Below are 14,720 nucleotides of genomic sequence, written 5' to 3' on the forward strand. Positions count from 1 at the left end.
CCTAAATACCCGTCCCAACCCCTAAATGCCTGCCCCGACGCCGTAAAATTGCCTTGATCTTGGGGCAAGCCTAGCCTACCGAAGCGCCAGGTTGAGGGTGCATCGAGCAGGGCGGCAGCCTGGCTCGAATGCCCGTTAACAAGTCACCCCGTTAGCCTATAGTGGGTTGGCCTATATATAGGACCGGGCGGCGGCATATGACCCATCCGGCAGCGGATCCGCCGGCAGCGAGACGAAAAGCCAGATTATGAAGTCATTGACGCGCGTGCTCTCTTTCTTTGCCGGCCTTGCCGCGATCTTGGCAGCGGTGGGTGCCATCGGTGCCTGGCTGGTCTACGAGCACTATTCCCAAGGCCTGCCGGATTACTACCAGCTCGCGGCTTATGACCCGCCGGTCACCACCCGGATCTATGCCGGCGACGGCCGGCTGCTGGCCGAATACGCGGTCGAGAACCGGGTCTTCGTGCCGATCTCGGCCATTCCGAAGCGGGTCATCAACGCCTTCCTCGCGGCCGAGGACAAATCCTTCTACAGCCATTCGGGCATCGACATCCCGGGCCTCGTCAACGCGGTCTTCGTGAACCTGCGCAATTACGGCTCCGACCGGCGCATGGTGGGTGCCTCGACCATTACCCAGCAGGTGACCAAGAACTTCCTGCTGACCAACGAACGATCGGTCGAGCGCAAGGTCAAGGAAGCGATCCTCGCTTTGCGCATCGAGAAGGCGTTCTCGAAGAACCGCATCCTCGAGCTTTACCTCAACCAGATCTATCTCGGTGCCGGCAATTACGGCGTCGCCGCGGCGGCCCTCAATTACTTCAACAAATCGCTGGACGAACTCAGCGTTGCCGAAGCCGCCTATCTTGCCGCTTTGCCCAAGGCGCCCAACAATTATTCGATCACCCGTTATCCAGCCGCTGCCAAGGAGCGCCGCGACTGGGTGATCGGCCGCATGCTGGAAGACGGGCATATCACCGAGGCCGAGGCGCAAGAAGCGCGCGCCGCGGCGCTGGAACAGCACAAGCGCAGCCGCGAGGAACGCTTCGAGGCGGATTACTTTGCCGAGGAAGTGCGCCGCGAATTGGTGCAGCGTTTCGGCGAGGACGGACTCTACAAGAAGGGTCTCACGGTGAAGGCGACGGTCGATCCGCGTCTCCAGGAAATCGCCGACCGGATTCTCCACAAGCATCTCGTCGCCTATGACCGCACGCAGGGCTGGCGCGGGCCGCTCACCCATACCGACGATCTCGCTGATTGGCAGACGCAATTGGCGACCCTCGGCAATATTCCCTGGCTCGACAACTGGCAGCCGGCGATCGTGCTCGCCGTCGATGCGGCCGAGGCCAGGATCGGCTTCCTCGACGGATCGGAAGGGCTCATTCAGCTGGAAGACCTCGCCTGGGCGCGGCGTCGCGACAAGGAAGGCCGCCTCGGGCCGCAGGTGAAGGGTGTCGGCGATGTGCTGGCGGCCGGCGACGTGGTCGCGGTCGAGGCCAAGGTCTCGACCGAGGACAAGGCCGACAAGGTCGAGGAACTCGACACCGAAGCCGCCGCAGCAGCACAGCAGTTGAAGGCCGCGGGCCTGCCGCTCTACCTGCTGCGCCAGATTCCGGAAATCTCCGGCGCGCTCATCGCCATGGATCCCCATACCGGGCGCGTCCTCGCCATGACCGGCGGCTGGTCCTACAAGCAGAGCGAATTCAACCGCGCCACCCAGGCGATGCGCCAGCCGGGTTCCAGCTTCAAGCCGATCGTCTATCTGGCGGCGCTTGAAGCCGGCTATACGCCCTCGACCATCATTCTCGATGCGCCCATCGCCATCAATCAGGGGCCCGGCCTGCCGCTGTGGGAGCCGGAGAATTTCGAGAAGAACTTCCTGGGGCCGGCCACCATGCGCCAGGGCCTGCAGAAATCCAGGAACCTGATGACCATCCGCATGGCGCAGACCATCGGCATGGCCAAGGTCGCGGAAGTGGCGGAGCGTCTCGGTGTCGTCGACAAGATGTACCAGACTCTTGCCATGTCGCTGGGCGCCCAGGAGACCACGGCCTTGCGCATGGTCGGCGCCTATGCCGAGATCGTGAATGGCGGCAAGAAGGTCGTCCCCACCTTCATCGACCGCGTGCAGGATGCGCAAGGCTGGACTGTCTATCGCCATGACGAGCGGCAATGTGATGGCTGCCAGGTGTCGCGTTATGACGGCTCGCCGCCGCCGCAGCTTCCCGATACGCGCGAGCAGGTGCTCGACCCCGCCAACGCTTATCAGATGGTCTCGATGCTGGAAGGCGTCGTGCAGCGTGGCACGGCGAGCGCTGTGAAGCAGGTTGGCAAGCCTTTGGCTGGCAAGACCGGCACCACCAATGACGGTCGCGACGTCTGGTTCGTGGGCTTCTCGCCCGATCTGGTGGCGGGCGTTTATCTGGGCTTCGACCAGCCGCGTTCTCTGGGCGCCAAGGCGACCGGCGGCCGGCTGTCGGCGCCGATCTTCCGCGATTTCATGATCGAGGCCCTGGCCGACGAGCCTGCGACACCCTTCCGCGTGCCACCCGGCGTGCGCCTGGTGAAGGTCAACAGCCAGACCGGGGAGCGCTGGGTCGCGGGCGATGAGGGTCAGCCGATCTGGGAAGCCTTCAAGCCCGGGACCGAACCCACCGGCCAGCAGCAGATCATCGAAGGTTATGCCAATTACGGCCAGGACGCAGGCTATGGCACCGTGATCCCGCTCGGTTACGGCAATAACGGCATTTACGGCGGCTATAACGAGGGTGGAACCACGATCATCGATTCCACCGGCGTCTATCAGGGCGGCCAGCAACCGGCACCGCAGCCGAGCTATGGTCAGCAGCCCCTGGGCCAACAACCTCTGGGTCAACAACCCCTGGGCCAACAACCGGGCCAGCCGGCCTATCCGGTGCAGCCCGGCGCGCCGGTTCTGCAGCAACCACCCTTGCAGCAGCAACCGGGCCAGCAATATCCGGCCCAGGCCCAGCCGGCCTATCCGACGCAGCAGGCACCGGTCCTTGTGCCGCCGCAGCCCAGCACCGGCGGGGATTCCGGCCTCTATTGATTCCACGGGATCATCGCCCCCCGGATAATTCCTCTGGGCGCAAAAGGTTGACGGGCCGGACCGCAATCGGCATGTTCCGGCCCGACATCGAAACTGGGCATCGAAACCCGAGTATTTTGAGGCACTGACATGCGCGCTGAGATCGAGGCGGCGGCGGGGGAGATCCGATCTTCCCTGGCCCTGCTGAGGAGGCATCTTTGACTGGGACAACGCCCTGCGTCGTCTCGACGAACTGAACGCCCTCTCGGAAGACCCCACTCTCTGGGACAAGCCTGAAAAGGCGCAGAAGGTGATGCGCGAGCGCACCCATCTGCAGAACTCGCTCGACGGCTACAAGGCGCTGGAGCGCGAGCTCGACGATGCGCTCACTTTGGCCGAGCTCGGCGAGATGGAAGGCGACGAAGCCTCGATCGACGAAGCCGAGAAGCAGATCAAGGAATTGAAAGCCAAGGCCGGGCAGCGCGAGCTTGAAAGCCTGCTCTCGGGCGAAGCCGACCAGAACGATTGTTATCTCGAAGTCCATGCCGGCGCCGGCGGTACCGAGGCGCAGGACTGGGCGCAGATCCTCTTGCGCATGTATACGCGCTGGGCGGAACAGCACGGCTACAAGGTCGAATGGCTGGAAGAAAGTGCCGGCGAAGAAGCCGGCTTGAAATCGGCGACCATCGAGATCAAGGGCCATAACGCTTATGGCTGGCTGAAATCGGAAAGCGGCGTTCATCGTCTGGTGCGCATCTCGCCCTTCGATTCCAATGCGCGACGCCACACCTCGTTCAGCTCGGTCTGGGTCTATCCGGTGATCGACGACAATATCGAGATCGAGATCCTCGACAAGGATCTCCGGGTCGATACCTTCCGCGCCTCGGGCGCCGGCGGCCAGCACATCAACAAGACCGACAGCGCCATCCGCATCACCCATGAACCGACCGGGATCGTGGTCTCGTGCCAGGCCGACCGATCGCAGCATAGGAACCGCGCCATGGCGATGGACATGCTGAAGGCGCGGCTTTACGAGCGCGAATTGCGCATCCGCGAGGAAAAGGCCCAGGCAGTCGAGGATTCGAAGACCGATATCGGCTGGGGCCACCAGATCCGCTCCTACGTGCTGCAGCCCTATCAGATGATCAAGGATCTCCGCACCGGCGCCGAGACCAGCGACAGCCAGGGTGTGCTCGACGGCGACATCGATCTCTTCCTCTCGGCCTCGCTCGCCGCCAAGATCCATGGCGGCGAACCGGAGCAGGCGTGAGTGGGGCCACGGTCATCGCCGTCGCCCTCGATGGCGGGCATCGTTTTTCGAAGAAGCCCGCTTTCGAGATCCGGCTGCTGACCGGTCTGGGTGTCGCGGGCGATGCGCATATGGGCGAGACGGTGAAGCACAGGAGCCGTGTCGCCAAGGATCCCACGCAGCCCAATCTCCGGCAGGTGCATCTCATCCAGGCCGAACTCTTCGACGAACTCGCGACGAAGGGCTTCCAGGTGCAGCCCGGCGAGATGGGCGAGAATGTCACCACGCGCGGTACCGATCTGCTGGCCTTGCCGGAAGGGACGCGGCTGCAATTGGGGCCTGAGGCCGAGGTCGAGATCACCGGGTTGCGCAATCCCTGCATTCAGATCGACCGCTTCCAGCAGGGCCTGATGCAGGCCGTGCTCGATCGGGACGCGGCGGGCAATCTCCTCCGCAAGGCCGGCGTGATGGCGGTCGTCATCCGCGGCGGCGACGTCCGGCCGGGCGACGGGATTCTGACAACCCTGCCGACCGGCCCGCACCGCGCCCTTGCGCCGGTCTAGGACGTCGACCGCAAGATTTGCCAAGTTCGCGGAATCCGTTTGCGGCAAGATCGCCGGCCACCTAACCTGGATGGGTCATGGCTGCCACGATCATCTTTCAGAATGCCGATCTCAAGGTGACCGATTACCGGTGCGAGGCCGGTCCGTCGGACATTCCCTTTGCCGAGGCGCATGACAATTTCTCGGCCGCTTTCGTGCGCAAAGGCTCGTTCGGTTATCGGCATCGCGGCCGCGCCTTTGATCTGGTGGCGGGGTCCGTGCTGCTGGGGCATCCGGGCGACGAATATGTCTGCACCCACGAGCATCACGCCTGCGGCGACGCCTGTTTGAGTTTCAAGCTCTCGCCCAGCTATGCCGAGATGGTGGGCGGCGAGAAGGCAATCTGGCAGGCGGGAAGTGTCGCCCCTCATGCCAGCCTCATGGTGCTGGGGGCGCTGGGAGAGGCCGTGGCCGAGGGGCGCAGCGATCTCGGCTTCGATGAAATCGGTTTGATGTTCACCGCCGCCATCGCGCGCCATATCGCCGGGCGGAAGCCGGCCGCGGTGACGGCGCGCAGCCAGGACCGCGCGCGCATCACGTCGGCCGCCGCCTGGATCGAAGCCCATGCCGACCGCGACATCGATCTCGATCGGGCAGCCCAAGCTGCACGGCTGAGCCCCTTTCATTTCCTGCGCCTCTTTGCGCGCATCGCCGGGGTGACGCCGCATCAATATCTCGTCGGCGCGCGGCTCCGGAACGCGGCGAAGCAACTGGCCGGCAGCGAGAAGCCGATCACGGATATCGCCTATGACGTGGGCTTCGGCGATCTCTCCAATTTCGTGCGCACGTTTCACCGCGCGGCGCGCATGTCGCCCAGGCGCTTCCGGCAGAATGCGCAAGGCCGCTTCGGGCGGCATGAGCGCAAGAACCTCCAAGATCGCCTGCCTGCCAGCCTCGTAGGGTGATCGCCTCAGAGAGAGGAGATCACCATGTACGATCATATCGGCTTGCACGTGAAGGATCTGGCGGCGAGCGCGGCGTTTTACAAAGCCGTGCTGGCACCTTTGGGTCTGGTGCTGAATTCATCCGACGATAGCGGCGCAGGGCTGGGGCCGAAGGGCGCTTCGGCGCTCTGGCTCTATCCCAACAAAGGGGCGAAGGGCCCCGGAACACATGTTGCCTTTGCGGCACCCGATCGCAAAGCCGTCGACAAGTTCCATGCGGCGGGTCTCAAGGCCGGCGGCAAGGATAATGGCGGCGCGGGCCTCCGGGTCGATTACAGCCCGACTTACTACGCGGCCTTCCTCACTGATCCCGACGGCAACAATGTCGAAGCCGTCTGCATGACGAAGTAGTCGGCCCGAATCACTGGCGGGCCGGGACCCAGATTCCGGACCGACTGTTCATTTGGGCCCGTCTCCGGCAGGATGACCTGGATCATCCTGCCGGAGCAAAACCATGCCGATCACCAAGGGAATTGAGCAGCTATTGGCCGAAGCCAATGCGGCGATCAAGACCATCCCCGCCCCCGAGGCCATCGCGCGCCTCGACGATGCCGGCATCGTCTTCGTCGATCTCCGGGATCCGCGCGAGCTGGCGCGGGAGGGCAAGATCCCGAATGCCTTTCACTGCCCGCGCGGGATGCTGGAATTCTGGCTCGATCCAGAAAGCCCCTATCACAAGCCGATCTTCGCTGAAGAGAAGACCTTCCTGTTCTATTGCGCCAGCGGCTGGCGCTCGGCGCTTGCCACCAAGACGGCGCTTGATATGGGCCTCGCCAATGTCGCCCATATCGGTGGCGGCTTCACCGCCTGGAAGGAAGCGGGCGGCGCCATCGAGGCGGTCAATCCTCGGCCGTCGTGAGTCGGTCCACCCGCGCATCGGGCAGGATCGACAGCAGAAAGTCGATCGTCGCGCGCACCGCCGGCAGCATGTAGCGCCGCGAGGTGAAGACCAGATGGCGGATGCCGCGCCCGCCATCCCAATCGGGCAGGATGCGGATGAGCTGACCCGTGGCGAGCTCCCGCCGGCAGGCTTCCTGCGGCAGGCAGGCGATCCCGAGGCCGGCCACGGCCGCCTGGACCAGAATATTGAAATCGAGGCAGGCGAGGCGTGGCTGGTGGGTGAAGATTTCCTCGCAGCCATCGGGACCGGCAAGATGCCAGACGCTTTCGCCGGGATTCTCGTCATGGTCGATGGTCGGATAGCCGCGCAGGTCTTCGACCGAGGCGGGCAGGCCGAGGCGGTCGATCAGCGCGGGACTGGCGCAAAGCAGCGTGACGCTCTCGCCGAAGGCCCGCATGGTGAGCTGCGCGTCGGTGTCGAGGCGCCGGCGTATGCGGAGCGCGATGTCGACGCGCTCGCCGACGATGTCGACGCGCCGGTTGGTGATGACGAATTGCAGGCGCAGCTTCGGGTGACGCGCGAGGAAATCCGGTATCTGTCGGCTGAAGGCGGCGGAAAGACCCATGGGCGCGCTGATGCGCACCAGGCCGCGCGGTTCGCCCTGGCTATGCGCGGCGATCTCGTCTGCGGCCTCGACTTCCGCCATCACCGCCCGGCAATGGCGGTAATATTCATGGCCGAGATCGGTCACCACGAAGCGCCGGGTCGAGCGTTCGATCAGGCGCACGCCCAGCCGCGCTTCGAGCCCCGCCACATGGCGGCTAAGCTTCGATTTCGGGAGGCCGAGCGCCCGGGCGGCGGCGGCGAAGCCGCCATGGCGCACCACCGCCTCGAAATAAGCGAGGTCGTTGAGATCCTGCATCTTTCCCTCCTATTGTTCCAAAAATAGAACATTAAGTTGGAAAATTGGCAACTTATCGCTGATTGGAGCAAATCCTACGTTGAAGCCGACCCATTCGTTAATAAAAGGACGGCTTCATCATGAAAATCCTCCATATCGATTCCAGCATTCTGGGCGGCCATTCGGTGAGCCGCCAGCTTTCCAGCGATATTGTGGCCCGCCTCAAGGCCGCCCATCCCGGCGCCCAGGTGACCTATCGCGATGTCGGGGCCGTCCCCCTGCCGCATCTCTCCGGCGCCGTCCTCACGGCTGCACAAGTTCCGCAGGACGTGACCGAGGCCGTCGCCGCCGACCTCAAGACCGGTGCCACCGTGCTCGACGAGATTCTCGCCGCCGACGTGATCGTGGTGGGCGCGCCGATGTACAATTTCGGCATCAGCAGCCAGTTGAAGGCCTGGATCGACCGCATCGCCATCGCCGGCAAGACCTTCCGCTATACCGAGAAGGGGCCGGAAGGATTGCTGGGCGGGAAGAAGGCGATCGTCGCCCTCTCGCGTGGCGGCTTCTACGGCCCGGATTCCGGCATGAACGCCTTCGAGCATCAGGAAAGCCATTTGCGGGCCGTGTTCACGTTCCTCGGCATCAAGGATGTGAGCTTCGTCCTGGCCGAGGGCGTCAATATCAGCCCGGAACAGAAGGCGCAGTCGCTGGCCCAGGCCGCTGACAAGATTCAGGCGCTCGCCGCCTGATCACGCTATCTCCGATGGCGAAATTCTGGGCCGGCCCCCCTCAGCGCGTCAGCACGAGGGTGGGCTGGCCCAGATAGGTGTTGTGTTCGGCGAGCTTGTAGCCGGCACGTTCGGCGAGGCGGATCGAGGGCGTGTTCTCCGGCGCGATCAGGCAGACGGTCTTGCTGCCCTTGAAATGCCGATCGCCCCAGCGCGTGATGGCGGCCACCGCCTCGCTGGCATAGCCCTGGCGGTGAAAGGCCGGGGCCAGCATCCAGCCGATTTCCGGCAAGCGGACATAGTCGGATTCGATTGCGCGTTCGTAATTTGCAAAACCGGATTCGCCCACGAATTTGCCGTCCGACTTTTGCGTCAGCACCCAATAGCCGAATCCCATCAGGGCCCAATGGCCGACATAGCGCAGCACGCGGCCCCAGCATTCCTCGGGGGTGAAGGCGCGGCCGCTGATCATGCGGGTTACCTCAAGATCGCCCCACATGGCGGCGCTGTCGGGGAAGTCCTCGACGCGATGGCCCCGCAGGATCAGGCGTTCGGTCTCGATGATGGGAATGTCGGTCATGATCTTCCGTCGTCTATTTGCGCCGCCGTCTCGATTCGGCAGATCTCCATTCTTTGACGAAGGCGATGAAGGCGGCAAGTGCCGGCGGCGGCTGCCGGCGGCTGGGGTAATAGAGGAAGGGGCCGGGAAAGGGCGCCTGCCAATCATCGAGCACGGGAACCAGTTTCCCGGCGGCGATATGCGGGGCCGCGTAATCGGCGAACATGAGAGAGAAGCCGAGCCCCTCCATCGCCGCGCGGATCTGCAGCGCGATATGGGCGGCGATCAGCGGTCCCTGCGGCGTGAACTTGACGTTGCGGCCGGCCTTGGCGAATTCCCAGGGCAACACGATGCCCGAAGCAAAGCGGGTGACGATGCAGGGCCGGTCGACGAGGTCGCGCGGATGTTTCGGGATGCCCCATTCCTTCAGCAAGGCGGGCGCCGCCACCAATTGATAGCGCGTCGGCGGCCCGAGACTCAGTGCCACCATGTCGCGCGCCAGATTCTCCTCATAGCGCACGCCGGCATCGAAGCCTTCGGCGACGATATCGGCGAGGCGCGATTCGGCGACGACCTCCATCTGGATCTTGGGATGCGCCCGGAGAAAGGGCGTCACCATGGGGGCCAGCACCAGATCGACCGCCGGCGGCGGTGCGTTGATGCGGAGACGCCCCGAGGGTTCGCCCTGGCGCTGCTTCAATTCAACCAGCGCCGCGTCGAGATCGGCCAGGGTCGGCCGCAAACGCAGGAGCAGGTTTTCCCCGGCCTCGGTCGCGGCAACGCTGCGCGTGGTGCGGTTGAGGAGGCGGAGGCCGAGGCGCGCCTCCAGCTCCTTCACCCGCTGGCTGAGGCCCGAGACCGAGAGGCCCAGCACGCGGGCGGCACCGCGAAAGCTGCGCTGTTCCGCCACCTGGGCGAAGGCGGCAAGATCGCGGAGATCGCGCTCATCCATTGTTCATACTTACGAACAGTTCTTTCATGATTATCCATCTTATCGGACAGCCGGGCGGGCGTCATCTTGTCTTTCATCAGCAACCCCTCACCCCGCCCCTCTCCCCGCAAGCGGGGCGAGGGAGTTTCGACCGAGTTCGCTCTGAAGCCCCTCGCCCCATGAAATGGGGAGAGGGGTTGGGGTGAGGGGTGAGCAAGAACAAGGAGAAGCAAGATGCAACAACGTCAATTGGGCAGCACCGGCCCTCAGGTTTCCGCGATCGGGCTGGGGTGCATGGGGATGTCGGATTTCTATGGCCCCGCCGACCGCGACGAGAGCATCGCCACCATCCACCGCGCGCTCGATTATGGTGTCACCCTGCTCGATACCGGCGATTTCTATGGCAGCGGCCATAACGAGATGCTGCTGCAGGAAGCGCTGAAAGGCCGGCGGCGCGAGAGCTATCAGCTCAGCGTCAAATTCGGCGCCTTGCGCGATCCCATGGGTGGTTTCTTCGGCTATGATTCCAGACCCCAGTCGGTGAAGAATTTCCTGGCGCATTCTCTGAAACGCCTCGGCACCGATTACATCGACATCTACCGCCCCTCGCGTCTCGATCTCGATGTGCCGATCGAGGACACGATCGGCACCATCGCCGAGATGGTGGAGAAGGGTTATGTTCGCCATATCGGCCTCTCGGAAGTGGGTGCGACGACGATCCGCCGCGCGGCTGCCGTGCATCCCATCGCCGATCTGCAGATCGAATATTCGCTCATTGCCCGAGGTATCGAGACGGAGATCCTGCCGGCGTGCCGCGCGCTCGGCATCGGTGTCACGGCCTATGGCGTGCTGGCGCGCGGCCTCATCAGCGGGCATTTCACCGCAGACAAGGCAGCGAAGGATTTCCGCGGTATGACCCCGCGCTTCCAGGGCGAGAACCTGACCGCCAATCTGAAACTGGCCGAGACGCTGAAGGAAGTCGCCGTCGGCTTGCATGCGAGCGCGGCACAGGTCGCCATCGCCTGGGTCGCGGCGCAAGGACCCGACATCGTGCCGCTGGTTGGCGCCCGCGCGCGCAACCGTCTTGATGAGGCGCTGGGCGCGCTCAATCTCAAACTGAAACCGGAAGACCTCGCCCGCATCGAGACCGCGATCCCTTTGGGAGCGGCGAAGGGTGCGCGTTATCCGGAGGCGCTGCTGGCGCATCTCGACAGCGAGCGGGCGTGAGGTGGCGTGAGGAGAGGCAGTATACGTCAACGTAAGACTGTCATCCCCCGCGAAGGCGGGGGATCCACGAATTGCTTTACTCGGCTGCTAACAAACTCGTGGATGGCCCGCCTAAAGCGGGCCATGACAACTGAGAGTGAGGCAACTTGTCTTGACCTGTATACAGGCGCCGTCCTAATTTCCTCCGGCCATTTCCCCGTCAGCCGAAGGATCCATCCATGCCGCATGTCCAGGGCAGCCAGGCCAGCATCTATTATGAGCAGGTGGGGGCGGGGCCGGATATTGTCTGGGTCGGCGGCGGCGGCACCGCGGGCAAGGATTGGCACCGCTTCCAGACGCCGCATTTCGCGGGCACCTTCCGCAACACCGTCTTCGACAATCGCGGTATCGGTGCCACCATTTGCGACCGGCCCATGCCCTGGGGCATCGCGGATTTCGCGACCGACCTTGCCGACCTCATCAAGGGAGTCTGCGGCGGCAGGCCCGTGGCGGTGGTGGGATCGAGCCTGGGTTCGGCCATCATCCAGCAGCTCTGCATCGATCACCCCGAACTGGTGCGCGTCGCCGTCTTGATGGGGACCGGCGCCTACAGCACCGGCTGGGGCTGGGATTATCAGGAGGCCGAAATCGAATTCCGCAAACAGGGCGGCCGCCTCGACGGCATGATGGCGGTGACGCATTACGCCGCCATGCTCTATCCGGCCCGCGCGCTTGGCGACCGCGAGCTCTGGCCGAAACTGAAGGCCCTCATGCTGGAATGGATGGACAGCGATGCCAATGAAGAATCACTGGTGCCGCAATGGGACGCGAGCTTGCGCTTCGATCAGCGCGAGGCGTTGAAGAGCGTGCGCGTGCCGGTCCATGTGCTGGCCTTCGAAGAAGACGTCGAAGCCCCACCTCAGGACGGCGAGGAAGTCGCCAACCTCATCCCGGGTGCCACCCTGCACAAGCTCGCCGGCATGGGTCACGGGTCGTGGTACGGGCATAAGCATGACGAGATCAATGCGCTGATTGAGAAGATCGTGGGCGCTTGATCCTCGGTTTTTGTGTGCGGCCGGCGACCTTTTTCGAGCTCGTGCAAATCTTGGGCAGTCACGCGATATTTGCCCAAACTTTAGGCAGTATCTCGATGGGCTGCCAGCGAATCCCCAACTGAATCAATAAGTCCTATCTTTGGCACAATGCTTGCTCTCCCGGTGCTGCTTTGCAGCAATTTGAAGCAGTTAATCAGGAGAGGCGCATGCGCACGACAGGGGGAACGGCCGGAACTGGCCGGGATATTCAACAAACCAGGCTTGGCAGCCTGCTGGCCTATCTGGGTCTTGCCGGCGCCGGGCGGGCGGGGCTTTCGACTCTGGCCATGGGCCTGCTTTCGCTGCTGGCGGTGGTGGCCGTCATGGCGCCGGGGGCGGCCTTCGCCCAGGATGCCGTGCCCACCATGGACAAGGCCGATACCGTCTGGATGATGGTCTCGACCGCGCTCGTTCTTCTGATGCTGATGCCGGGCCTCGCTCTCTTCTATGGCGGCCTGGTGCGCAAGGTGAACGTCCTCACCATCGTCATGCAATCGGTGGCCTGCGCCTGCGTGCTCTCGGTAGTTTGGTACATGTTCGGCTATTCGATCGCGTTCGGTGCCGGCAGCGTGTTCGAGGGCAAGTATTTCGGCGATACCAGCCGCTTCTTCCTCAGCGGTCTTGCGGTCGACAGCCTCTCGGGCGTCATTCCGGAAAGCATCTTCATGCTGTTCCAGATGACCTTCGCCATCATCACCCCGGCCCTCATCACCGGCGCCTTCGCCGACCGCATGAAATTCTCGGCCATGGTGGTGTTCGTGATTCTGTGGTCGCTGCTGGTCTATTCGCCGCTCTGCCACATGGTCTGGGCGTCGACCGGCATGATGTTCGGCTGGGGTACTCTCGATTTCGCCGGCGGCACCGTCGTCCACATCTCGTCGGGTGTCTCGGGCCTCGTCGTCGCCCTCATGATCGGCAAGCGCCGCGGTCACGGCAAGGTGCCGTTCACCCCGCATAACCTGGTCTACAGCGTCATCGGCGCCGGTCTCCTCTGGGTCGGCTGGTTCGGCTTCAACGCCGGCTCGGCCCTGGCCGCCAGCTACAACGCCGCCATGGCCATGGTGGTGACCCATATCGCGGCGGCCGCGGCCGGCGTGGGCTGGGTTGCCGTGGAATGGCTGGTCCACAAGAAGCCCTCGGTCCTGGGCGGTGTCTCCGGCATCGTCGCCGGTTTGGTCGGCATCACGCCGGCCGCCGGCTTCGTCGATCCGACCGGTGCCCTCATCATCGGCCTTGCCGCCGGTGTGGTCTGCTTCTTCGCCTCGACCACGCTGAAGAACGCGCTGGGCTATGACGACGCCCTCGACGTGTTCGGCATCCACGGTGTCGGCGGTGCACTGGGCGCGCTGCTGACCGGTGTCTTTGCCACGATGGCGATCAAGGGCGGCGAGGCCCCGGTCGGCCTCATCGACGGCAATGCCGGCCAGCTCTGGATCCAGCTGGAGAGCGTCGTCGTCACGGTCGTCTTCGTCGCCATCGGCACGGCGATCATCTACAAGGTGGTCGACCTCATCATCGGCTGCCGCGTCTCCGAGGATGCGGAGCGCGACGGCGTCGATCTCGCCCTCCACGGCGAGGCGGTGCAGTAAACAGAAGGCAATCCCGCACGGGGCCTATGTGCCCCGCGCGGGGGTGCCGAACTGGCGAGAAAGGGGCGGATCGGCTAGAGATAGCCGGCCCGCCCTTTTTCTTTGCCCCCGTTCTTGCGCCGGAATTCCATGGCACCGCAGCACATCCTCGTCCTCGTCTTCTCCCAGGTGCTGTGGGGGGCGAATTTCGCGGTGATCAAATGGGGCCTCGCCGATTGGCCGCCGCTCTTTTTCGCGGCCTTGCGCATGCTGGCGGTGGCGGCCCTCATCATCCCCTTCATCGGTTTCCCGAAGCGGCGCGACTGGCGCCGGCTCCTCGTCCTGGGGCTGGTCCTGGGCGTCATCCATTTCGGCACCATCTTCCACGGCATCCGGCTGGTCGATGCCGCCACCGCCTCAATCATTATCCAGATCCAGGTGCCGCTGGCGGCCCTTGCCGCCGCCTTTCTGTTCGGCGACCGGATCGGCTGGCGGCGCTGGTGCGGCATGGGCCTGGCCTTCATCGGCATCGCGGTGCTGGTCGGGCGTCCGGGCTTCGCGGGCGGCTGGCTCGGGACCGGTTTCATGTTCGTGGCCTCGCTCTCCTGGGTCGCCTCCAACCTCCTCATCAAGAAGGCCTCGGCCGATCTCGATGGCTGGCAATTGAATGCCTGGGTGGCCTTGGCCGCCGGGCCGATGATGCTGCTCCTCTCCTTTGCCACCGAAACCGGGCAAATGGAGGCGATGACGGGGGCCGGCCTTGCCGGCTGGGGATCGATGGCCTATCAGGTATTGATCGTCACCGCGCTCTGCTATGGCATCTGGTACGCCATGATGCGGCGCTATCCGGTGAGTACCGTCATGCCCTTTACCCTCCTCGAACCGATCTTCGGCGCCACCACCGCGGTCCTCCTCCTTGGCGAGGATTGGGATTGGCGCATGGTGGCGGGGGCAGCGCTCACCATGTCGGGGCTTGCCATCATCATCTTCCGCCGTCCGCAGGCGGTGGAGCAGCCGGTGGGGCCCGGGGCGTGATGGGTGGGAGCATGAT

Annotated in this window: 14 protein-coding genes; 11 read left to right on the plus strand and 3 right to left on the minus strand. The window is 64.2% G+C overall.

Features of this window, described 5'->3' with window-relative positions:
* Nucleotides 1–247 precede the first annotated feature (247 nt).
* The 6 genes from ACE3PR_RS00270 (at nt 248) to ACE3PR_RS00295 (ending at nt 6,700) form a co-directional block, all read left to right on the plus strand.
* Nucleotides 248–3,067 (plus strand): penicillin-binding protein 1A, encoded by a 2,820-nt coding sequence (locus ACE3PR_RS00270; RefSeq protein WP_374366842.1) that lies wholly within the window; start codon nt 248–250, stop codon nt 3,065–3,067.
* A gap of 129 nt (nt 3,068–3,196) precedes the next feature.
* Nucleotides 3,197–4,316 (plus strand): peptide chain release factor 2 gene (prfB, locus tag ACE3PR_RS00275; RefSeq protein ID WP_374366843.1). Its coding sequence is split into 2 segments (ribosomal slippage): nt 3,197–3,265 and nt 3,267–4,316, totalling 1,119 coding nucleotides; the frame shifts between segments, so codons are not numbered across the junction.
* Nucleotides 4,313–4,858: an MOSC domain-containing protein gene (locus ACE3PR_RS00280; RefSeq protein ID WP_374366845.1), complete on the plus strand. Its 546-nt coding sequence runs from the start codon at nt 4,313–4,315 to the stop codon at nt 4,856–4,858. Before prfB ends, ACE3PR_RS00280 begins: the two co-directional genes overlap by 4 nt.
* 77 nt (nt 4,859–4,935) lie before the next feature.
* Nucleotides 4,936–5,802, plus strand: coding sequence for a helix-turn-helix domain-containing protein (locus ACE3PR_RS00285; RefSeq protein WP_374366847.1), 867 nt, complete (start codon nt 4,936–4,938; stop codon nt 5,800–5,802).
* A 24-nt stretch (nt 5,803–5,826) separates the two neighbouring features.
* Nucleotides 5,827–6,192 carry a VOC family protein gene (locus ACE3PR_RS00290; RefSeq protein WP_374366849.1) on the plus strand — a complete coding sequence of 122 codons (366 nt, stop codon included), beginning with the start codon at nt 5,827–5,829 and terminating at the stop codon, nt 6,190–6,192.
* Between the two features lie 103 nt (nt 6,193–6,295).
* A complete protein-coding gene (locus ACE3PR_RS00295) occupies nt 6,296–6,700 on the plus strand; it encodes a rhodanese-like domain-containing protein (RefSeq protein WP_374366851.1) in 405 nt (134 codons plus the stop codon).
* Here ACE3PR_RS00295 and ACE3PR_RS00300 read toward each other — a convergent pair.
* On the minus strand, nt 6,681–7,604 hold the full coding sequence (locus ACE3PR_RS00300) for a LysR substrate-binding domain-containing protein (RefSeq protein WP_374366853.1): 924 nt from the start codon (nt 7,602–7,604) through the stop codon (nt 6,681–6,683). The two genes, ACE3PR_RS00295 and ACE3PR_RS00300, sit on opposite strands and share 20 nt — an antisense overlap.
* A gap of 119 nt (nt 7,605–7,723) precedes the next feature.
* Between ACE3PR_RS00300 and ACE3PR_RS00305 the strand changes: the two genes are divergently transcribed.
* A complete protein-coding gene (locus ACE3PR_RS00305) occupies nt 7,724–8,332 on the plus strand; it encodes an FMN-dependent NADH-azoreductase (RefSeq protein WP_374366855.1) in 609 nt (202 codons plus the stop codon).
* A 40-nt stretch (nt 8,333–8,372) separates the two neighbouring features.
* Here the strand turns inward: ACE3PR_RS00305 and ACE3PR_RS00310 are convergent, their stop codons facing one another.
* Entirely contained in the window at nt 8,373–8,891 is a 519-nt protein-coding gene (locus tag ACE3PR_RS00310; RefSeq protein WP_374366858.1) for a GNAT family N-acetyltransferase, read from the minus strand.
* Nucleotides 8,892–8,904: 13 nt separating this feature from the next.
* Nucleotides 8,905–9,822 carry a LysR family transcriptional regulator gene (locus ACE3PR_RS00315; RefSeq protein WP_374366860.1) on the minus strand — a complete coding sequence of 306 codons (918 nt, stop codon included), beginning with the start codon at nt 9,820–9,822 and terminating at the stop codon, nt 8,905–8,907.
* Between the two features lie 213 nt (nt 9,823–10,035).
* On the opposite strand from ACE3PR_RS00315, the gene ACE3PR_RS00320 reads away from it, so the two are divergent.
* From ACE3PR_RS00320 to ACE3PR_RS00335, 4 genes are all read left to right on the plus strand, one after another.
* Nucleotides 10,036–11,028, plus strand: a complete 993-nt coding sequence (locus tag ACE3PR_RS00320; protein WP_374366862.1) for an aldo/keto reductase — start codon at nt 10,036–10,038, stop codon at nt 11,026–11,028.
* Nucleotides 11,029–11,246: 218 nt separating this feature from the next.
* Nucleotides 11,247–12,062 (plus strand): alpha/beta fold hydrolase, encoded by an 816-nt coding sequence (locus ACE3PR_RS00325; RefSeq protein WP_374366864.1) that lies wholly within the window; start codon nt 11,247–11,249, stop codon nt 12,060–12,062.
* Nucleotides 12,063–12,388: 326 nt separating this feature from the next.
* Nucleotides 12,389–13,690: an ammonium transporter gene (locus ACE3PR_RS00330; RefSeq protein WP_374368051.1), complete on the plus strand. Its 1,302-nt coding sequence runs from the start codon at nt 12,389–12,391 to the stop codon at nt 13,688–13,690.
* A 129-nt stretch (nt 13,691–13,819) separates the two neighbouring features.
* Nucleotides 13,820–14,704 (plus strand): DMT family transporter, encoded by an 885-nt coding sequence (locus tag ACE3PR_RS00335; protein ID WP_374366865.1) that lies wholly within the window; start codon nt 13,820–13,822, stop codon nt 14,702–14,704.
* Nucleotides 14,705–14,720: the final 16 nt, after the last annotated feature.

Source organism: Dongia sp., from assembly GCF_041909655.1.
Classification (GTDB): Bacteria; Pseudomonadota; Alphaproteobacteria; order Dongiales; family Dongiaceae; genus Dongia.

What these genes read in the sequence shown, in the direction of transcription:
- ACE3PR_RS00270 (WP_374366842.1), top strand. Translation starts at nt 248, where the DNA reads ATGAAGTCATTGACGCGCGTGCTCTCTTTCTTTGCCGGCCTTGCCGCG.
- ACE3PR_RS00285 (WP_374366847.1), top strand. Translation starts at nt 4,936, where the DNA reads ATGGCTGCCACGATCATCTTTCAGAATGCCGATCTCAAGGTGACCGAT.
- ACE3PR_RS00290 (WP_374366849.1), top strand. Translation starts at nt 5,827, where the DNA reads ATGTACGATCATATCGGCTTGCACGTGAAGGATCTGGCGGCGAGCGCG.
- ACE3PR_RS00295 (WP_374366851.1), top strand. Translation starts at nt 6,296, where the DNA reads ATGCCGATCACCAAGGGAATTGAGCAGCTATTGGCCGAAGCCAATGCG.
- ACE3PR_RS00300 (WP_374366853.1), bottom strand. Translation starts at nt 7,604, where the DNA reads ATGCAGGATCTCAACGACCTCGCTTATTTCGAGGCGGTGGTGCGCCAT.
- ACE3PR_RS00305 (WP_374366855.1), top strand. Translation starts at nt 7,724, where the DNA reads ATGAAAATCCTCCATATCGATTCCAGCATTCTGGGCGGCCATTCGGTG.
- ACE3PR_RS00310 (WP_374366858.1), bottom strand. Translation starts at nt 8,891, where the DNA reads ATGACCGACATTCCCATCATCGAGACCGAACGCCTGATCCTGCGGGGC.
- ACE3PR_RS00315 (WP_374366860.1), bottom strand. Translation starts at nt 9,822, where the DNA reads ATGGATGAGCGCGATCTCCGCGATCTTGCCGCCTTCGCCCAGGTGGCG.
- ACE3PR_RS00320 (WP_374366862.1), top strand. Translation starts at nt 10,036, where the DNA reads ATGCAACAACGTCAATTGGGCAGCACCGGCCCTCAGGTTTCCGCGATC.
- ACE3PR_RS00325 (WP_374366864.1), top strand. Translation starts at nt 11,247, where the DNA reads ATGCCGCATGTCCAGGGCAGCCAGGCCAGCATCTATTATGAGCAGGTG.
- ACE3PR_RS00330 (WP_374368051.1), top strand. Translation starts at nt 12,389, where the DNA reads ATGGGCCTGCTTTCGCTGCTGGCGGTGGTGGCCGTCATGGCGCCGGGG.
- ACE3PR_RS00335 (WP_374366865.1), top strand. Translation starts at nt 13,820, where the DNA reads ATGGCACCGCAGCACATCCTCGTCCTCGTCTTCTCCCAGGTGCTGTGG.